Origin of the sequence: Aurantimonas manganoxydans SI85-9A1 (assembly GCF_000153465.1) — a bacterium.
GTDB lineage: Bacteria > Pseudomonadota > Alphaproteobacteria > Rhizobiales > Rhizobiaceae > Aurantimonas > Aurantimonas manganoxydans.
This window is the reverse complement of the sequence record NZ_CH672387.1, coordinates 1,250,677-1,268,634: the sequence shown is the minus strand read 5'-3', so window position 1 is coordinate 1,268,634 and position 17,958 is coordinate 1,250,677. Positions and strand designations below refer to the sequence as shown.

9 protein-coding genes and 1 pseudogene are annotated in these 17,958 nt (G+C 67.9%); 4 read left to right on the top strand and 6 right to left on the bottom strand.

Annotated elements, in window-relative coordinates; translation table 11 throughout:
- Window positions 1–38: 38 nt before the first annotated feature.
- A complete protein-coding gene (locus SI859A1_RS05925) occupies window positions 39–1,463 on the top strand; it encodes an MFS transporter (protein ID WP_009208930.1) in 1,425 nt (474 codons plus the stop codon).
- Between the two features lie 157 nt (window positions 1,464–1,620).
- Here the strand turns inward: SI859A1_RS05925 and SI859A1_RS05920 are convergent, their stop codons facing one another.
- From SI859A1_RS05920 to SI859A1_RS05910, 3 genes are all read right to left on the bottom strand, one after another.
- Window positions 1,621–3,606: a PhoX family protein gene (locus tag SI859A1_RS05920; RefSeq protein WP_009208929.1), complete on the bottom strand. Its 1,986-nt coding sequence runs from the start codon at window positions 3,604–3,606 to the stop codon at window positions 1,621–1,623.
- 132 nt (window positions 3,607–3,738) lie between these two features.
- Window positions 3,739–4,689, bottom strand: coding sequence for a DMT family transporter (locus SI859A1_RS05915; protein WP_050767453.1), 951 nt, complete (start codon window positions 4,687–4,689; stop codon window positions 3,739–3,741).
- 110 nt (window positions 4,690–4,799) lie between these two features.
- Complete coding sequence (locus tag SI859A1_RS05910) at window positions 4,800–7,097, bottom strand: xanthine dehydrogenase family protein molybdopterin-binding subunit (RefSeq protein WP_009208927.1); 2,298 nt, start codon at window positions 7,095–7,097, stop codon at window positions 4,800–4,802.
- Window positions 7,098–7,314: 217 nt separating this feature from the next.
- Between SI859A1_RS05910 and pepN the strand changes: the two genes are divergently transcribed.
- Both pepN and SI859A1_RS05900 read left to right on the top strand, forming a co-directional pair.
- Window positions 7,315–9,960: an aminopeptidase N gene (gene pepN / locus SI859A1_RS05905; protein WP_040326340.1), complete on the top strand. Its 2,646-nt coding sequence runs from the start codon at window positions 7,315–7,317 to the stop codon at window positions 9,958–9,960.
- A gap of 228 nt (window positions 9,961–10,188) precedes the next feature.
- Window positions 10,189–12,441, top strand: coding sequence for a PAS domain-containing sensor histidine kinase (locus SI859A1_RS05900; RefSeq protein WP_161600109.1), 2,253 nt, complete (start codon window positions 10,189–10,191; stop codon window positions 12,439–12,441).
- A 116-nt stretch (window positions 12,442–12,557) separates the two neighbouring features.
- On the opposite strand, the gene SI859A1_RS05895 is transcribed toward SI859A1_RS05900, so the two are convergent.
- Genes SI859A1_RS05895 through SI859A1_RS05885 form a run of 3 tightly spaced genes read right to left on the bottom strand, consistent with a single transcriptional unit; the run spans window position 12,558 to window position 17,667 of the window.
- The gene (locus tag SI859A1_RS05895) at window positions 12,558–15,581 is read right to left on the bottom strand and encodes a bifunctional [glutamine synthetase] adenylyltransferase/[glutamine synthetase]-adenylyl-L-tyrosine phosphorylase (protein ID WP_009208924.1); all 3,024 of its coding nucleotides are present in this window, start codon (window positions 15,579–15,581) and stop codon (window positions 12,558–12,560) included.
- Complete coding sequence (locus tag SI859A1_RS05890; RefSeq protein WP_009208923.1) at window positions 15,550–16,983, bottom strand: sensor histidine kinase; 1,434 nt, start codon at window positions 16,981–16,983, stop codon at window positions 15,550–15,552. Before SI859A1_RS05890 ends, SI859A1_RS05895 begins: the two co-directional genes overlap by 32 nt.
- Before the next feature lie 6 nt (window positions 16,984–16,989).
- Window positions 16,990–17,667, bottom strand: a complete 678-nt coding sequence (locus SI859A1_RS05885) for a response regulator transcription factor (RefSeq protein ID WP_024348712.1) — start codon at window positions 17,665–17,667, stop codon at window positions 16,990–16,992.
- Between the two features lie 102 nt (window positions 17,668–17,769).
- Here SI859A1_RS05885 and SI859A1_RS20785 point away from each other — a divergent pair.
- Window positions 17,770–17,958 (top strand): annotated as a pseudogene (locus SI859A1_RS20785) (S1C family serine protease); the annotation flags it as partial.

Below are 17,958 nucleotides of genomic sequence, written 5' to 3'. Positions count from 1 at the left end.
AACGCGCCGCATCGACCACACCGTTCCGGGGCCGTCCCATGCCACTGCAGATCCTGCCGATCGCCGCACTGCTCGCATCGACCTTCTTCCTGATGGCCGGCGCCGGGCTGATGGGCATTCTCCTGCCGGTGCGCGGCTCGATCGAGGGCTGGTCGAGCTACCAGATCGGTGCCTTCGGCACCTCCTACGCCATCGCCTTCACGATCGGCTGCTTCGTCATGCCGATGCTGGTGCGCAGCGCCGGTCACGTGCGCACCTTCTCCAGCCTCGCCGCCCTCCTGGCGATCTCGGTGCTTCTGAGCGGCGTCCTCATCGACCCCATCGCCTGGATCGTCTTCCGGGCCATGGCCGGCTTCGCGCTGGCCGGCACCTACATGGTCGTCGAGAGCTGGCTCAACGAGCGGGTGACCAACGAGAGCCGCGGCAAGATCTTCTCGATCTACATGGTGGTCACCATGGCGGCGATGATGGGCGGCCAGTACGTCATGCCGCTCAGCCGGCCCGAGCTGACCATCCCCTTCATGCTCTGCGCGATCCTGTTCGCGCTGGCGGTGATCCCGACGGCGCTGTCGCGCGCCGCCTCGCCGAAGCCGCTCACCAGCGTGAAGATCGATGTCGGCCTGATCTTCCGCAATTCGCCGGTCGCCGCCGTCGGCGTGCTCTTGGCGGGCATCATGTCCGGCGGCTGGAACAACATGGCGCCGGTGTTCGGCCAGAAAATCGGCCTGTCGACCACCGAGATCGCCACCCTCGTCGTCGTCGCCATGGCCGGCGGCATCGTCTTCCAAGTGCCGCTCGGCCGCTTCTCCGACCGGATGGACCGACGCTTCGTGATGACCGCGGCCGGGCTGATCGGCTTCGTCGCCGCCGTCCTCGGCGTCTATGTCGACGTCATGCCCTGGGGCTCGAGCGTCTATTTCGTCGTCGCCTTCATCCTCGGCGGCATCGTCTACCCGTCCTATTCGCTGGCCGTGGCACATGCCAACGACTACGCCGCGGACGAGGATTTCGTGAAGATCTCCAGCGGCCTGCTGATCCTCTACGGCGTCGGCACGATGGTCGGCCCGATCTATGCGGCATTCCTGATGGAGAGCTTCGGCCCCGAAGGCATGTTCCAGGCGGTCGGCACCTCGGCCGTCGCCTATGCCGCCTATTCCTACTACCGGACCTACCGCCGCGAGGCGCTGCCGGTGGACGAGCGGGCCGACTTCCAGACCGTGCCGCTGGCCCGCACCCAGACGCCGACCAGCTTCACGCTGGATCCGCGCGCCGAAGCCTCGATCACCGCCGAGGAGGAACTGGCGGCCAGCGACGAGGCCGAGGCAATGGCCAGTGCCGAAGCGGAGGCGGAAGCAGAAGCGGCGGAGGCTCAGGCAGCAGCGGACAAACCAGACCGCGATGCCGCTGCCGCGCGCCCTGTCGAGCCCGTCACCCCGCCGGACGACAAGGCCGGCGGTATCTGAGCGTCAGGCGCTGACGCCTGTTCCCCGGCCGGCCTGCGCGAGCATCTTTGCCGGGCGAAAGCGGGACCGGTCGAACGTCTCCGGGCCTCGAACCCACACAAACGAAAACGGGCGGCCGTCATGGCCGCCCGTTTCGCGTTTCGGACCTGCCCGGCGGTCAGCCGATGCGACCGCCGCCCTGCTTGGTGATGGCCACCACCGACGGACGCACCGGCATGTTGTCCTTGAAGTCGGGCCAGCGGGTGGAGAGATCCTCGTAATAGGACGGCCGGCCGAAGCCTTCCCAGTCCTCGCCGCCATCGGCCGGGTGCTGGACCGCCACGAAGGCCGTCTGCATGTCCGGCAGGATCAGCGGACCGCACATCTCGGCGCCCACCGGAACCCGGAAGAACAGCTTCGACGTGCCGCGGGCCGCGCCCTCGGTGTCGACGGCGAAGAGCCCGTCGGTGCGGCCCGTCGCCTTCGGCGAATTGCCGTCGGTGGAGACCCACAGCCGCCCCTCGGCATCGACCGCGCAATTGTCCGGCATGCCGAACCAGCCGTTCTTCGTCGTCTCCGTGGAAAAGGTCGCGCCGACCTCGGCGACCGAGGGGTCGCCGCATTGCAGCAGGACTTCCCACGTGCCCTTGGTGGCGGCGAATTCGCCCCCGTCCTCGGCGATCTCTATGATGTGGCCGAAGGCGTTCTTGGCGCGCGGATTGGCGGCATCGGCCTCCTCGCGCTTGGTGTTGTTGGTCAGCATCACGTAGACGCGGCCATTGGTCTCGTTCGGCTGGATGTCCTCGGGACGGTCCATCTTGGTCGCCTCGAGGAGATCGGCCGCGCGCCGGGTCTCGATGACCACGTCGGCCTGGCTTGTAAAACCGTTCTCGGCGGTCAGCTTGCCTTCGCCGAAGACCAGCGGCATCCAGGTCAGGGAGCCGTCGTCCTCGAATTTCGCGACATAGAGCGTGCCCTCGTCGAGAAGGTCCATGTTCGCGGCCCGGTCGTCGGGGTTGTAGGTGCCCGCGGTGACGAACTTGTAGACATAGTCGAAGCGCTCGTCGTCGCCGAGATAGAACACCACCCGGCCATCCGGCGCAACGATCGACTCGGCGCCTTCATGCTTGAAGCGTCCGAGCGCCGTGCGCTTCTTCGGCACCGAGTTCGGGTCCTCGACATCGACCTCGACGACCCAGCCGAAGCGGTTCGGCTCGTTCGGCTCCTTCGAGACGTCGAAGCGGTCGTGGAAATTGCCCCATTCGTAGCTGCCGTCCGGCACGCCGTAGCGCTCGTAATTCTGCGCTTCCCGGTGATCGGCCGGCAGTTCGCCGACGAAATAGCCGTGGAAGTTCTCCTCGGCCATGATGTAGGTGCCCCACGGCGTGACGCCGCCGGCGCAATTGTTGATGGTGCCGAACACCCTGGTGCCGGACGGATCGGCCTTCGTCTGCAGCCGGGCGTGGCCGGCGGCCGGGCCGCGCAGTTCCATCTCGGTTCCGGCGGTGATGCGGCGGTTCCTGGCGCCGTCGGTCACCACCTGCCACTTGCCGTCCTGCTTGCGGATCTCGACGACGGTGCCGCCATGGGCCGCCATCTCGATGTCGACCCGCTTCCGGTCGGCCGCGGCGACCGTGAGCTTGTCGCCCTCGACCTTCACGATACCCGGGAACATCAGGTGTTCGTTGGTATATTCGTGATTGACGACGAGCAGGCCATGCTCCGACGAACCGTCGATCGGGATGAAGCCGACATAGTCGTTGTTGTAGCCGAACTGGCGCGCCTGGGCTTCCGGCGTCTGGTTCGCCGGATCGAATTCCGGCGAATCGGCAAACAGCGGATCGCCCCAGCGCAGCAGCACGTCGGCATCGTAGCCTTCGGCGATGTGGTGCATCTCGTCGACGCCGGCCTCGACCTCGGTGAAGTCGAATTTCGAGCCGGCGGCGCCTTCGGCATGGGCCTCGTCGGCGGCCATCAGCGCCAGCGGGCTCACCGTGGCGGCGATCGCCGTGGCGGCCATCGAGCCGCGCAGGAAGTCGCGGCGCGAGAACCGCGTCGCGATCACGTCGCCCATGGTGCGGTTGTCGGTCGGGTTCAGACCGTCGCCATCGGCCTCTTCGAGCTGGCTGGTGCGGAATACCACACGGCTTGCATGTTCGTTCATCGACGCCCCCTGATCTTGCGAAATCCGGCACCGTCCAACTTCTGGAACGGTTCCAGCTTCGCATAATCAGGCAACGTCACAAGCCGATGACACGTCATCGTAGAAGAGCGCGGGCCTGCCCCGGCGGGCGCCTCAACCCGTCGGCGGAGTGACCCGGCGGGCCCGCGAGCGCTCCAGCCCCAGCCGGTGCTCGCGCCAGATGATGAAGATGCCGGCCGACACGACGATGGCTCCGCCGAGAATCGTCGTGCCGCTCGCCGCCTCGTCGAAGATCACGTAGCCGATGATGATGGCGAGGATCAGCGAGGTGTATTCGAACGGCGCGATGGTCGAGGTGTCGGCGTAGCGGTAGCAGGCGGTCAGGAGCAGCTGGCCGACGCCGCCGCACAGGCCGGCGAGGATCAGGAAGCCGGCCTGCTCCCATGTCGGCACCACCCAGCCGAAGAAGATCGACAGCGCCGCCAGCGCCGACGAGGTCAGCGAGAAATAGATGACGATGGTGGCGGTCTTCTCGGTGTGGACCAGCCGGCGGATCTGGATCATCGCGATGGCGGCCACGGTGGCCGAGACCATCGCCGCGGCGATGCCGATCGCCTCGCCATCGGCCAGACCGTCGCTGCCGAGCGACAGTTTCGGCAGGGTCACGACCATGATGCCGATCAGCCCGACCAGCACGGCCGACCAGCGGTAGAGCCAGACCACCTCCTTCAGGAAGATCGCGGCGAACACCACCGTCAGCAGCGGCGCGCCATAGGTGATGGTGATCCATTCGGGATAGGGCAGCCGCGTCAGGGCGAAGAAGCCGAACCCCATGGAGGTGACGCCGATGACGCCGCGCCAGACATGGCCGCCGAGATGGGTCGTCGTCAGCGCCGTACGCAGGTCGCCGAGCCAGGCCAGATAGATGACGACGGGCACCAGCGCGAAGAACGAGCGGAAGAACACGATCTCGCCGGCCGGAATGCCCTCGGCCCCCGCCTTGATGGAGGTCTGCATGCCGACGAAGACCACGACGGAGATGCATTTGAGCATGATGCCGAGCATCGGATTGGGCGAGGCCGCGTCGCCGGGCACCTGTGGCATTCGTCCCCTCTGACCGCCGCGCCCCTTCGCAGGCACCGGCATCGTCGATCATGCGTTTCTGTCATCGCCCGGCCGACCGTCTCGCGGACGACCGGGCGACGTTCGGGACCCTAGCGGGCGGCCTGCAGCGCTTCCCAGACCCGCAGCGGCGTCGCCGGCATGTCGATATGGGCGACGCCCGCCGGCCGCAGCGCGTCGACGACGGCATTCATCACCGCCGGGGCCGCGCCGATCGTGCCGGCCTCGCCGGCGCCCTTGATGCCGAGGGCATTGGTGGTGGACGGCACGTTGCGGGTCTGGAAGTCGAAATACGGGAAGTCCCAGGCCCGCGGCATGGCGTAGTCCATGAAGCTGGCGGTCACCAACTGGCCGGTCTCGTCATAGACGGCGTTCTCGATCAGTGCCTGGCCGATGCCCTGGGCGACGCCGCCATGGATCTGGCCGGCCAGAAGGATCGGGTTCACCGTCACGCCGAAATCGTCGCAGATCGTGTAGGACAGAAGCTCGGTCATGCCGGTCTCCGGATCGATCTCGACCTCGCAGACATGGGTGCCGTTCGGATAGGTCGCCTCGTCCTGCTTGAACTCGCCGACCGCCTTGCGATCATCGTCGGACTTGGCCGCCGCCGCCAGCGCGGCGAAATCAATGGCCCGGTCGGTGCCGACGATCCGCGCCTCGCCGCCTTCCAGCTCGATGTCTGTCGCGGCGGCTTCCAGTTCGTCGGCGGCCAGCTTCTTCAACTTCTCGGCCAGCGACTGGCTGGCCCGGCGCACCGACACCGCGCCCAGCGGGATCGAGCGCGAACCGCCGGTGCCGCCGCCGGTCGGGGTCTCGTCCGTGTCGCCCTGGCGCACGTCGATCCGGTCATAGTCCAGCTTCAGCGCCTCGGCGACGAACTGGGCATAGGCCGTGGCATGGCCCTGCCCGTTGGTCTGGGTGCCGATCTTCAGCTCGATCCGCCCCTCATGCGTCAGTTCCACATAGGCCGGCTCCGAACCGGGGAAGGCGCAGGCTTCCACATAGGTCGCAAAGCCGATTCCGCGCAGCTTGCCGTTCTTGCGGGCCGCGTCACGCCGGGTCTCGAAGCTGCCCCAGTTCGCGCGCCGCAGGCCGGCGTCGAGATGGCCGGCGAAATCGCCGGTATCGTACAGGCGGCCGATCGGGGTGCGATACGGCAGCTGATCGGAGCGGATGAAGTTGCGCTTGCGGATCTCGTCGCGCCCCAGGCCAAGCTCGATGGCGCATTCGTCCACCAGCCGCTCGATCAGATAGGCCGCTTCCGGCCGCCCGGCGCCGCGATAGGCGTCCACCGGAACCGTGTTGGAATAATAGAGGTGGCAATCCACGTCGATCGCCGGGATATCGTAGAGGCCGGTCGCCATCGACATGCCGAACCACGGGATCATCGGCCCGAACTGCGAGGCATAGGCGCCGAGATTGGCGTGCAGATCGATTTTCAGTGCCAGGAACCGGCCATCGGCGTCCATCGCCATCGAGCCGGTGACGATGTTGTCGCGGCCATGGGCGTCGGTCACGAAATGCTCGGTGCGGTCGGCGGTCCACTTGACCGGCTGGCCCAGCCGCTGCGCCGCGACCAGCACCAGCGCGTGCTCGCGATACAGGAACGCCTTGGTGCCGAAGCCGCCGCCGACGTCGCGGGTGACGACGCGGATCTTGTCCTTGCCGACCTTCAGGACGCGCGTCGCCAGCGTGTCGCGCATGCCGTGCACGCCCTGGCTGCCGGTGGTCAGCGTGTAGCGCTCGCTCTCGGCGTCATATTCGCCGACCGAGGACCGGACCTCCATGTAGTTGCAGACGAGGCGGTTCTGCACGAGGTCGAGGGTCGTGACATGCGCCGCCTGCGCGAAGGCCGCTTCCGTCTTCTCCCGGTCGCCCTCATGCATGTGGCCGGCGATGTTGCCGTCGCGATCGTCCCAGGCCAGGACATGGCCGGCCTTGGCCGCCGCCAGATCGGGCACAGCGTCGAGCACGTCGTAGTCGATCTCGATCAGCTCCGCCGCGTCGCGCGCCTGGATCGCCGTCTCCGCGACGACGAAAGCCACCGCGTCGCCGACATGGCGCACCGTGTCGCGGCACAGCACCGGCGCATCATGGGGCCGGAACGGCTCGCCGCCCACCTGCTTGGGGCTGGCGAGGCAGGGCACCTCGCCCAGCTCGGCGATGTCGGCATGGGTCAGCACCATGCGCACGCCCGGGGCGCTGCTCGCCGCTTCCAGATCGCCGATGGTGAAGCGGGCATGGGCATGCGGCGAGCGCACGACGGCAGCGTGCAGCAGGCCCGCGCGGGTCTCGTCGTCGGTATAGTGGCCCTCGCCCCGGATGAAGGCGTCGTCTTCCTTGCGCAGCACCGACGCGCCGAGGCCAAACTTTGGGGTCATGACGTTCATGGGAAAGCTCCTTCGACGCGAACCGATCGCCGTGGACAGGACCCGTTCGCTACGGGAGGGTCGGCCACATTGGTATTAAACATCACTTATTGCTTCCGGCGCAGCCCGTCGAGGGTGGAGGTTGCCGGCCCGCCGCATGTGCCCCTCCGCCGCACGCGATTGGCAATCTGCGGTTTCCGGTCTAACTGCCGGGAAAATCAGGAAAGGGAAGCCCATGCTGCGCATTGAAGACGGCCAGACGATCCGGCTGGAAGATTATCGCCCGACCGATTTCATCCTGCATTGCGTGGACATGACGGTCCGCCTGTTCGAAGGCCGGGCGGAAATCGACACGCGGCTGGTGCTGGAGCGCCGCGAGGGCGTGGCCGAGGATGCGCCGCTGGTGCTGGACGGCGACGAACTGACCCTGACCGGCCTTGCCCTCGACGGTGCCGTGCTCGAGGCCGACGCCTACACGGCGACGCCCGACCGGCTGACGATCCGCCAGGCCCCGGCGCGCGACCGCTTCCTCCTCGACATCGCCACCCGCACCGTGCCGGAAGAGAACACCAAGCTGATGGGGCTCTACCGCTCCAACGGCATCTGGTGCACCCAGTGCGAAGCCGAGGGCTTCCGCCGCATCACCTATTTCCTCGACCGGCCCGACGTGCTGGCGCCCTACCGGGTCCGCATCGAGGCCGACCGCACCGCCGCCCCCGTCCTCCTGTCGAACGGCAATCCGACCGAGAGCGGCGATCTCGGCGACGGCCGCCACTACGCCGTCTGGGACGACCCGTTCAACAAGCCGGCCTATCTCTTCGCGCTGGTCGCCGGCGATCTCGATTCCATCCGCGAACCCTTCACCACCGCCAGCGGCAAGCCGGTCGAACTCGCCGTCTATACCGAGAAGGGCCGCGCCGGGCAGGCCGGCTACGCCATGGACGCGCTGAAGCGATCGATGGTCTGGGACGAGCGCCGCTTCGGCCGCGAATACGACCTCGACGTGTTCAACATTGTCGCCATCGCCGACTTCAACATGGGCGCGATGGAGAACAAGGGCCTCAACGTCTTCAACCACAAATACGTGCTGCTCGATCCGCAGACGGCGACCGACGCCGACTATGCCGGCGTCGAGACGGTGATCGCCCACGAATATTTCCACAACTGGACCGGCAACCGAATCACCTGCCGCGACTGGTTCCAGCTCTGCCTGAAGGAAGGCCTGACGGTCTATCGCGACCAGGAGTTCAGCGCCGACGAACGCTCCGCCACGGTCCAGCGCATCGGCGCGGTCCGACGCCTGAAGGCGCACCAGTTCCCCGAGGATCAGGGCCCGCTCCAGCATCCCGTCCGGCCGACGGAATACAAGGAGATCAACAACTTCTACACGGCCACCATCTATGACAAGGGCGCCGAGATCGTCCGGATGCTCGCCACCATCCTCGGCGAGGATGGCTTCCGGAAGGGGATGGACCTCTATTTCGAGCGCCATGACGGCGACGCCGCCACGATCGAGGATTATCTCGCCTGCTTCGAGGCGGCCACGGGCGTCGACCTCTCGCATCTGGCGGTCTGGTACAACCAGGCCGGCACCCCGACCCTGTCGGTGCACGAGGACTACGATGCCGGCACCGACCGGCTGACCGTCACCCTGCGCCAGTCGCTCGAGCCGGGCGCCGCCGGCACGAGGACCGATCCGGTCCATATTCCGATCCGCTTCGGCCTCGTCGGCTCCAACGGCCAGGACAAGGACGCCGTGCCGACCCAAGGCCCGGACGTCGAGGGCGACGTCATTCACCTGACCGAGGCCGAGACGACGCTGGTCTTCGAGAATCTCGGCGAGCGCCCCTACCTCTCGATCCTGCGCGACTTCTCGGCCCCGGTGAATCTCGACTTCGCCCAGAGCGAAGCCGACCGGCTGGCACTGGCACGGCTCGATCCCAACCTCTTCAACCGCTGGAGCGTTCTCAACGATCTTATCGGCGAGGCGATGGTGCGCGCCTGCCGCGCGGGCGGCAAGGAGACCGCCTCGCCGCTGCCGGCGGAGATCGTCGACGCGGTGCTGGCCACTGCCGCCGATCCCGCGCTGGAGCCCGCCTTCCGGGCCCAGGCCCTGGCCCTGCCGGCCGAACCGGACGTGGCGCGCATGCTCGGCCGCGACGTCGACCCGCAGATCGTCCACGACGTGGTGGACGCCGCCCGCCGGGCCATCAGCACCGCCGGCGTGCAGGTCTTCGAGCGACTGGCCGCCGAGATGGCGACGGTCCAGGCCTTCTCCCCCGACGCCGAAAGCGCCGGCCGGCGCGCGCTCGCCAATGCGGCGCTCGCCTATCTGACTGCCGCCACGAACGACCCGGCGGCGGCCGAGGCGCAATATGCCAGCGCCTCCAACATGACCGACCGCCTCGCCGCGCTCGGCATCCTCGTCCATCGCTTCCCGGATGCCCCGGCCTCGCAGGCCGCGCTCGACGATTTCTACCGGCGCTTCGAGACCGACGAGTTGGTTCTCGACAAATGGTTCGCGCTGCAGGCGACGGTGCCGCGGCCCGCAACGCTGGAGACGGTGATCGCCCTCACCGGCCACGCCAGATTCTCGATGCGCAACCCGAACCGCGTGCGCGCCGTCATCGGTACGTTCGCCGCCGGCAACCAGCTCGCCTTCCACCGTCCCGACGGCGCCGGCTATCGCTGGGTGGCGGAGCGGCTGGTCGAGCTGGACCGCCTCAATCCGCAGATCGCGGCGCGCATCGCCACCACCTTCCGGTCGTGGCGCAGCTTCGAGCCGACCCGCCGCGGGCAGGCCGAGGCGACTCTACGGCAACTGCTTGAGACTGAACATCTTTCGACGGATCTTGGAGATATCTTGGGAAGGTCTTTGAAATGACTCGTCAATTCGTTGACTCCCAGATTTCGCCGCAATTCCACGCTGGACAAGGTGATTCGCATTTGCTCAATTGGTAATGATTCGGATCGGCGGCGTTCCTGATCGTTAAGATGCGGTTTACGAGGGGTGAGCATGCGAGCGGACGCGTCCAACGCGCCGGCAGGGGGACTATTGTCCCGATTCGAGGCCCTGCTGACTGCGCGAACGGAAATTGCGGGACACGCCAAGATGTTGGCGGCCCCGGCCTACCGACAGCTTCTGCGCTCCGAGAAGGCGCTTCGCCGCTCGATCCCCATCCTCATCGTGTCCTTCCTGGCGCTCGCGGCGGTCATCCGCCTGGCGACCCTCGTCGAGGAGCGGATGGCACTGGAAGAGGGTGCCGTCCGCGACCTGACCATCGCCACCGCGCTGATGCGCGCCGAGAGCCACGCCATCGAGGCTGATGGCGACGGCGTCGCACTCGCGGCGGATCTTCTCGCCAGCGCCCTGCCCGCCGAACTCCTGCGCCACGGCCGCTTCGCCGTGGTCAGCGACAGTGACGGCATGATCGTCGCGGCCATGCCCGGCTTCGAGAACCTCGTCGGCGGCGACCTCAAGCGCCTGATCGGCGAGCACCAGGAACTGCTGATGTTCGGCGAGCGCGCCGGCGTGCAGGACACCCGCTTCGGCAGCGAACCGGCCCTCGTCGCCAGCGCCCGCCTCGCCGACAATCAGGGCATCCTCACCTTCGTCCAGCGCGAGACGGACCTCCTGTCCGAATGGCGCCATTCGGTCTCGGTCAACGTCACGCTCTTCGCGCTGACCTCCACGATCATGCTGGTCGTGCTCTATGCCTATTTCCGCCAGGCGACGCGGGCCCAGGACGCCGACGCGCTGTATCTGGAAACCCATCAGCGGGTCGATACCGCCCTGTCGCGCGGCCATTGCGGGCTCTGGGACTGGGACATCGCGCGCGGCCGCATGTACTGGTCGCGCTCCATGTACGAAATTCTCGACCTCTGCCCCAGGGACAGCGTCCTGGCCTTCGGCGACATCGCGCCGCTGATGCACCCCGACGACGGCAGCCTCTTCGAGGTCGCCCGGCAGGTCGCCGCCGGCAAGATCACCAGCCTCGACCGCGTCTTCCGCATGCGCCACCGCGACGGCAGCTATGTCTGGCTGCGGGCCCGCGCCGAGGTGTCGCGCACCGCCGAGAACGAGGTCCACCTGATCGGCGTGGCCGTCGACGTGTCCGAGCAGCAGGAACTGGCGCGCCGCACCGACGAGGCCAACACCCAGCTCAACAACGCCATCGAGAACATCTCCGAGACCTTCGTCCTGTGCGACAGCCAGGATCGCCTGGTCCTGTGCAATTCCAAATATCGCGAGACCTTCGGCCTGACCGAGGCGGACGTCGCCCGCGGCACGCCGCTGGCCACCGTCATGGCCAAGGCCCGCAAGCCGATCGACAGCCATGCCGTGACCAGCCCGACCTTCGCCAGCGGCGAGCGCGCCTCCGAGGCGCTGCTGCCCGACGGCCGCTGGCTGCTCCTGTCGGAGCGCCGCACCGCCGACGACGGCTTCGTCTCCATCGGCACCGACGTCACCCAGCTCAAGCTGCATCAGGCCCGCCTGTCGGATTCCGAGCGCCGGCTGATGGCGGTCATCGACGATCTGTCGATCGCCCGCCGCGACGCCGAGCGCAAGGCGGTCCAGCTGACCGAGATGAACCAGAACTACGCCGCCGAGAAAGAGCGCGCCGAGACGGCCTCCAGCGCCAAGACCACCTTCCTGGCCAACATGTCCCACGAGCTGCGCACGCCGCTCAACGCCATTCTCGGCTTCTCCGAGATCATGCGCCAAGGCACCTTCGGCCCGATCGGCTGCCCGAAATACGGCGAGTACGCCGAGGACATCCACCAGAGCGGCCATTACCTGCTGAAGCTGATCAACGACATCCTCGACATGGCCAAGATCGAGGCCGGCCGCCTGGTCCTGAACCACGAGACCGTCGACCTCAGCGAGATCGCCACCGAGACCGGCAAGATCATCGAGGTCCAGGCCGACCAGAAGGCGATCTGCCTCGACGCTGACGTGCCGGAGCGCATGGAGCTGACGGTGGACCGCCGCGCGACCAAGCAGATCGTGCTGAACCTTCTGTCCAACGCCGTGAAGTTCACCGACAATGGCGGCACGGTGAAGATGAAGCTGCGCACCGTCGGCGACGCGGCGCTGATCACCATCGCCGACAACGGCATGGGCATTCCCCGCGCCGCGCTGAAGAGCCTCGGCAAGCCCTTCGAGCAGATCGAGAACGAGCTGACCCGCACCAACAAGGGCACCGGTCTCGGCCTCGCCATCGCCCGGTCGCTGGTGGCGCTGCAGGGCGGCCGCATGCGGATCAGCTCGCAGGTCGGCGAAGGCACCATCGTCGCCATCCGCCTGCCGCTCACCCCTGCCCCGGCACAGACCGAAGCCCTCGACACGGCCGCCGTCGCCTGACGCCGCCCGCGGCAACCGGGCGTCGGCACGACCGCGCCCGCAGCCCTGCCGGGATCAGTCCCCGATAGACAGCCAGACGGCCACGCATCGCGCGGCCGACATGGCAGAGGGCGTCGTCAGCCCCCTTGCGCCGCGGTCGCGGCATCGGCCGGCGCCGTGTCGCCCTCGCCCGAGGCCGGCAGCAGCGTGTTGAAGGCGTGCCGCACCCGCGCCGCCGTCTTGGCGAGCAAGGGCGCCACCTCGCCCGGTTCCTCCAGCCCCAGCGCCCGCGTCAGCCGGTCGGCCAACCCGGGTGGCAGATCCTCGATCCGCTCGACCCCGGTCGGGCCGAGCCGCAGGATCTGGATGACCGACGTATAGGTCCGCATCGCGCCCGGCAGGTCCACCGGCGCTCCGTCGGCATCCACGGCCGCGAGATCGGACGCCGCAAGAACGGACACGGTCGGACTGCCGACGAGGTCGGAATCGGCTCGCCCGGTCAGCAAGGCCCATTGCGCCAGGAACTCCAGATCGATCAGGCCGCCCGGGATCAGCTTCAGATCGAGCGGACCCTTGGGCGGCTTGTCGCGGTCGAGCCGCGCCCGCATGTCGGCCACGTCGCGGCTGGTGGTGGCCTCGTCGCGGGCCTCGCCGAGAATCTCGCAGATGGTGTGGCCGACCTCGTCGCGGAACTGCGGATCGCCGGCGATCGGCCGCGACCGGGTCAGCGCCATGCGCTCCCAGGTCCAGGCGTCGGTCGCCTGGTAGCGGCGGAAGGAATCGATGCGGGTCGCCAGCGGCCCCATGTTGCCCGAGGGGCGCAGGCGGAAATCGACCTCGTAAAGGATGCCCTCGCGCATCTGCACCGTCAGCGCCGCGATCAGGCGCTGGGTCAGCCGGGCGAAATACAGCCCCGTGGCGAGCGGCTTGTCGCCGTCCGATTCCTCGACATCCGGGTCGTGGTCGTAGAGCAGGATCAGGTCGACGTCGGAGCCGGCGGTCAGCTCGCAATTGCCCAGCCGCCCCATGCCGAGCAGCGCCATCCGCGCGCCGGGCACCCGGCCATGCTTCTCCGCGAAGGCATCGCCGACCGCGTTGAGCGTGGCGTTCAGCACCACATTGGCGATGTTGGAGAAGGCCGGCCCCGCCTCCCCGACGTCGACGACACCGCTGAGCAGACGCGCACCGACCAGGAAACGCTGTTCGGAGGCAAAGATCCGCAGCCGCGCCAGAATATCCTCGTAGCCGTTCGCCTCCGACAGGAAGCTCGCCAGCCGCTTCTCCATCATCGCGCTCTCGGGCACCTCGTCGAAGAAGGCGGGGTCGAGCAGCGCGTCGAAGACATGCGGGCGCGCCGCGATGGTCTCGCGCAGCGCCGGGGCGGAGGTGATGATCAGCGCCAGCAGGTCGAGGATGCGCGGGTTGGAGGCGATCAGCGAGAAGAACTGGATGCCCGCCGGCAGCCCCGCCAGAAACGTGTCGAAGGCGGCGATCGCCCCGTCCGGGTCCTTGGCGTTGGAAAACGCCGAAAGCAGCATCGGCAGGCCCGAGGCCAGACGCTCGCGCGCCGTCTCCGAACGGGTCGAGCGATAGCGGCCGAAGCCCCAGCCGCGCACGATCCGCGCGACGTCTTCCGGCCGGGCAAAGCCCAGCTCCTTCAGCCGCGCCAGCGCGTCGGGATCGTCCTCGCTGGACAGGAGCCGCTTGGAGACCGCCTCCTCGCCCTCTCCCGCATCGCGCTCGCGGCCGTCGTTGAACAGGCTCGTATAGTGCCGGTCCACACGGCGCAGATGCGACAGCAGCGCCTCGGCGAAGGCCTCGCGACCGGCAAAGCCGGCCAGCCGCGCAATGCGCTCCAGCCCTTCCTCGTCCTCCGGCAGCGTGTGGCTCTGCTCGTCGGCGACCATCTGGATGCAATGCTCGATCCGCCGCAGGAACCAGTAATCCTCGAGGAGGTCGCGGGCCGTATCGGCGGTGATCCAGCTCCCCTCGGCCAGTTCGTGCAGCGCCGCGTCGGTGCGCCGGCTGCGCAATTGCGGCGCCCGTCCGCCGGCGATGAGCTGCTGGGCCTGGACAAAGAACTCGACCTCGCGAATGCCGCCCCGGCCGAGCTTCACATTGTGGCCGCCGACGGCGATGTCGTCGAAGCCGCGATGGCGATCTATGCGGGTCTTCATCGCCTGGATATCGGCGATCGCCGCGAAGTCGAGATATTTGCGCCAGACGAAGGGCGTCAGCTCCTGGAGGAACGCCTCGCCCGCCGCCCGGTCGCCGGCGATGGTGCAGGCCTTGATCATGGCGGCGCGCTCCCAGTTGCGCCCCGAACCCTCGTAATAGCTCATCGCCGCATCGGTGGAGATCGCCAGCGGCATCGCGCCCGGGTCGGGCCGCAGCCGCAGATCGGTGCGGAAGACATAGCCGTCGGCGGTCCGCTCGCCGACGATCCGCACCAGCCGCCGCACGATGCGCGAGAAGGTATCGACCGATTCGCTCGGATCGGCCGCCACCGACTGCTCGGGATCGAAGAACACGATCAGGTCGACATCGCTGGAATAGTTCAGTTCGCGCGCGCCCAGCTTGCCCATGCCGAGGACGAACAGGCTGCATCCGGCCTCCGGGTCGGCCGGGTCGGGCAGCACGATCTTGCCGCTCTTGTGGGCCGCGATCAGGCAGAAGCGCAGCGCCGTGGCGACCGCCGCTTCGGCCAGCTGCGACAGATCCTCGGTGGTCTCCTTCACGCTCGCCGCGCCGAACAGGTCGCGCAGCGCGATCAGCAGCGAGACCTCGCGCTTGATCAGGCGGATCGTCGCCATCAGCGCCGTTTCGCCCTGTTCCGCCACCTCCATGTCGCGCAGTTCGCCGATGCGCTGGGCGATTCTCTCGCGGGCCGGCGCGTCGAACAGCGCGTCGAGCCATTCGGGATGCTGGAGCATCTGGGTGTTGAGATAGGTCGACAGGTCGAGCACCGCGCCGAGCCGCGCCACGTCCGGGCCGCCCCGCGCGAGAAATTCGCCGAGCCGCGCCAGATCCTGCGCCGCAGCCGCCTTGCTCAGGTCAGTGAGCCACGCCTCCGCCTTGCCGGGATCGAGCGGCGTCGGGGCAATGTCGCCGCCGATGCCCAGATCGCTGTCATGCTCTTGCGCCGTGTCCTGTTTCGCCATCGGCGACCGTCTTTCCATCCTGAGGAAACTCCAGGACCACTCTAAGGCCCGGAGCCGCATCCTCAAGCGCGAGACGTCCGCCATGCACCCGCGCGATCGCCTGCACCAGCGACAGGCCGAGGCCGGACCCCGGCAGCGACCGGCTCTGGTCGAGGCGGTAGAAGCGCTCCAGCACGCGCTCGCGCTGGTCGGCGGGCACGCCGGGACCATTGTCCGACACCGACAGCCGGCAGACGCCATCGGTCAGTTCGAGCCGCACGGCGATCCTGGCGCCGCCACCATCCGCAACGCCGTATTTCAGCGCATTGTCGATCAGGTTCGACAGGGCCTGGGCGATCAGTTCGCGGCTGACGGACGCCTGCACCGGCGCGCTCGGCGTAAAGACCAGCGTCGCGCCCGCCTCCTCGGCGAGCGGCTCGTAGAGTTCGCAGACATCCGCGACGATCTCGGCGACGTCGACGCGGGTCTTGATGACCGGATGCGATCCCGCCTCGACCCGCGAGATCATCAGCAGCGCGTCGAAGGTGCGGATCATCTGGTCCGCCTCGGAGATCATCCCCTCCAGGACGGTGCGCGTTCCGGCGGCGTCGACATCGGCCGACAGCGCCGCCTCGGCGCGGTTGCGCAGGCGGGTCAGCGGCGTCTTCAAATCGTGGGCGATGTTGTCGGAGACCTGACGCAGGCCTTCCTGCAGCAGGGCGACGCGGGCAAGCAGCGTGTTGAGATTGTCCGACAGCCGGTCGAACTCGTCGCCCGTCCCGGTCACCGGCAGACGCTCCGTCAGGTCGCCGGCCAGGATCCGCGCGCTCGCCCCCGACATGCGGTCGAGGCGCTGCAGCGCCTGCCGTCCGACAAGGAACCACGCGAACAGCGCCGCCGCCCCCATCAGCGCGAAGGCCAGGATCAGTGCGCTGCGCACGATCTGGCGGAAGCGTTCCTGCTCGGTCTGGTCGCGGCCGACCAGAACCCGCATGCCGTTCGGCATGCTGACCACCTGCGCCACCGCCAGATGGTAGCGGTCGCCCGGATCGTCGGCGAAGCGCTCGTAGCCGAAGGGCTGTTCGGTAAAGCCGCCCTCGTCGAGGACGCCCGCCTGCAGGCTCTCCACATTGCCGGCGAGGATCCGTCCGGTGGCGTCGGTGACGAGGTAGAGCGAGGCGCCCGGCTGGCGTGCGCGGCGGTCGATGGTGCGCACCAGCCCGGCGATGCCGGCGGCGTCGTAGATCTGCGCGATCTCGCCGATTTCCTCGTTGATCGCCGCCCGGCTCTGGTTCTGCAGGATGCTCGACGCCGTCGCGGTGACATAGAAGACGAGGATCACCGCGGCGACCGAGAACAGCAGGAAATACACCGCCGACAGCCGGACGGCGGTCATCCGCATCAGGGCCTGCAACCGCGCCATCGGGGCTTACGCGTCGCTGCGCATGATGTAGCCCGAACCGCGCACCGTGTGCAGCAGCGGCGTGTCGAAGTCGCGCTCGATCTTGGAGCGCAGCCGCGAGATGTGGACGTCGATGACGTTGGTCTGGGGGTCGAAATGATAGTCCCAGACATTCTCCAAGAGCATCGTGCGCGTCACGACCTGGTTGGCGTGCTTCATCAGATATTCGAGCAACCGGAACTCGCGCGGCTGCAGCACGATCGGCTTGCCGTTGCGGCGCACCTCGTGGGACAGCCGGTCGAGCTCCAGGTCGCCGACCCGGTAGCTGGTCTCCACGTCCTTGCTGCCGCGACGCCGTCCCAGCACCTCGATGCGCGCCAGGAGCTCGGAAATCGCGAAGGGCTTGGCGAGGTAATCGTCGCCGCCCGCCCGCAGGCCAGTGACCCGGTCGTCCACCTGCCCCAGCGCCGACAGGATCAGCGCCGGCGTCTCATTGCCCTTCTCGCGCAGGCCCGAGATGATCGACAGGCCGTCGCGCCTGGGCAGCATGCGGTCGACGACGAGCACGTCGTAGCTGCGGCTGTCGGCCATGTGGAAGCCGTCGTCGCCATCGCCGGCATGTTCGGCGACATGGCCGGCCTCGCGCAGCGCCTTGACCAGATAGGCCGCGGCTTCGCTGTCGTCTTCGATGATCAGGATTCGCATGGGGTCGGGCAGCGTTGCGGGGCTCGGGGAGAAGGACATCTCGGTTTCTCCTATGTGAACCATTCGGCGCAAAAGAAAAGCGGCTGACCGATCCTCTGAGCCAACAACCACGTGGTGGAGGGCGGGAGCCAGTACACGGTCGTCATGGATGACGGTACGGAGTACGACGCCGAGCTGATCGGCACCGATCCGCGCACCGATCTCGCGCTGCTCAAGGTCGACGAGAGCAACACCAAGTTCACCTATGTCGAGTTCAGTGACGACGACGCCGTGCGCATCGGCGAATGGGTC

Excerpts from the sequence above, each read along its gene's own strand:
- SI859A1_RS05925 (WP_009208930.1), top strand. The coding sequence starts at position 39 with ATGCCACTGCAGATCCTGCCGATCGCCGCACTGCTCGCATCGACCTTC.
- SI859A1_RS05900 (WP_161600109.1), top strand. The coding sequence starts at position 10,189 with ATGTTGGCGGCCCCGGCCTACCGACAGCTTCTGCGCTCCGAGAAGGCG.
- SI859A1_RS05890 (WP_009208923.1), bottom strand. The coding sequence starts at position 16,983 with ATGGCGCGGTTGCAGGCCCTGATGCGGATGACCGCCGTCCGGCTGTCG.
- SI859A1_RS05915 (WP_050767453.1), bottom strand. The coding sequence starts at position 4,689 with ATGCCACAGGTGCCCGGCGACGCGGCCTCGCCCAATCCGATGCTCGGC.
- SI859A1_RS05885 (WP_024348712.1), bottom strand. The coding sequence starts at position 17,667 with ATGCGAATCCTGATCATCGAAGACGACAGCGAAGCCGCGGCCTATCTG.
- SI859A1_RS05920 (WP_009208929.1), bottom strand. The coding sequence starts at position 3,606 with ATGAACGAACATGCAAGCCGTGTGGTATTCCGCACCAGCCAGCTCGAA.
- SI859A1_RS05895 (WP_009208924.1), bottom strand. The coding sequence starts at position 15,581 with ATGGCGAAACAGGACACGGCGCAAGAGCATGACAGCGATCTGGGCATC.
- SI859A1_RS05910 (WP_009208927.1), bottom strand. The coding sequence starts at position 7,097 with ATGAACGTCATGACCCCAAAGTTTGGCCTCGGCGCGTCGGTGCTGCGC.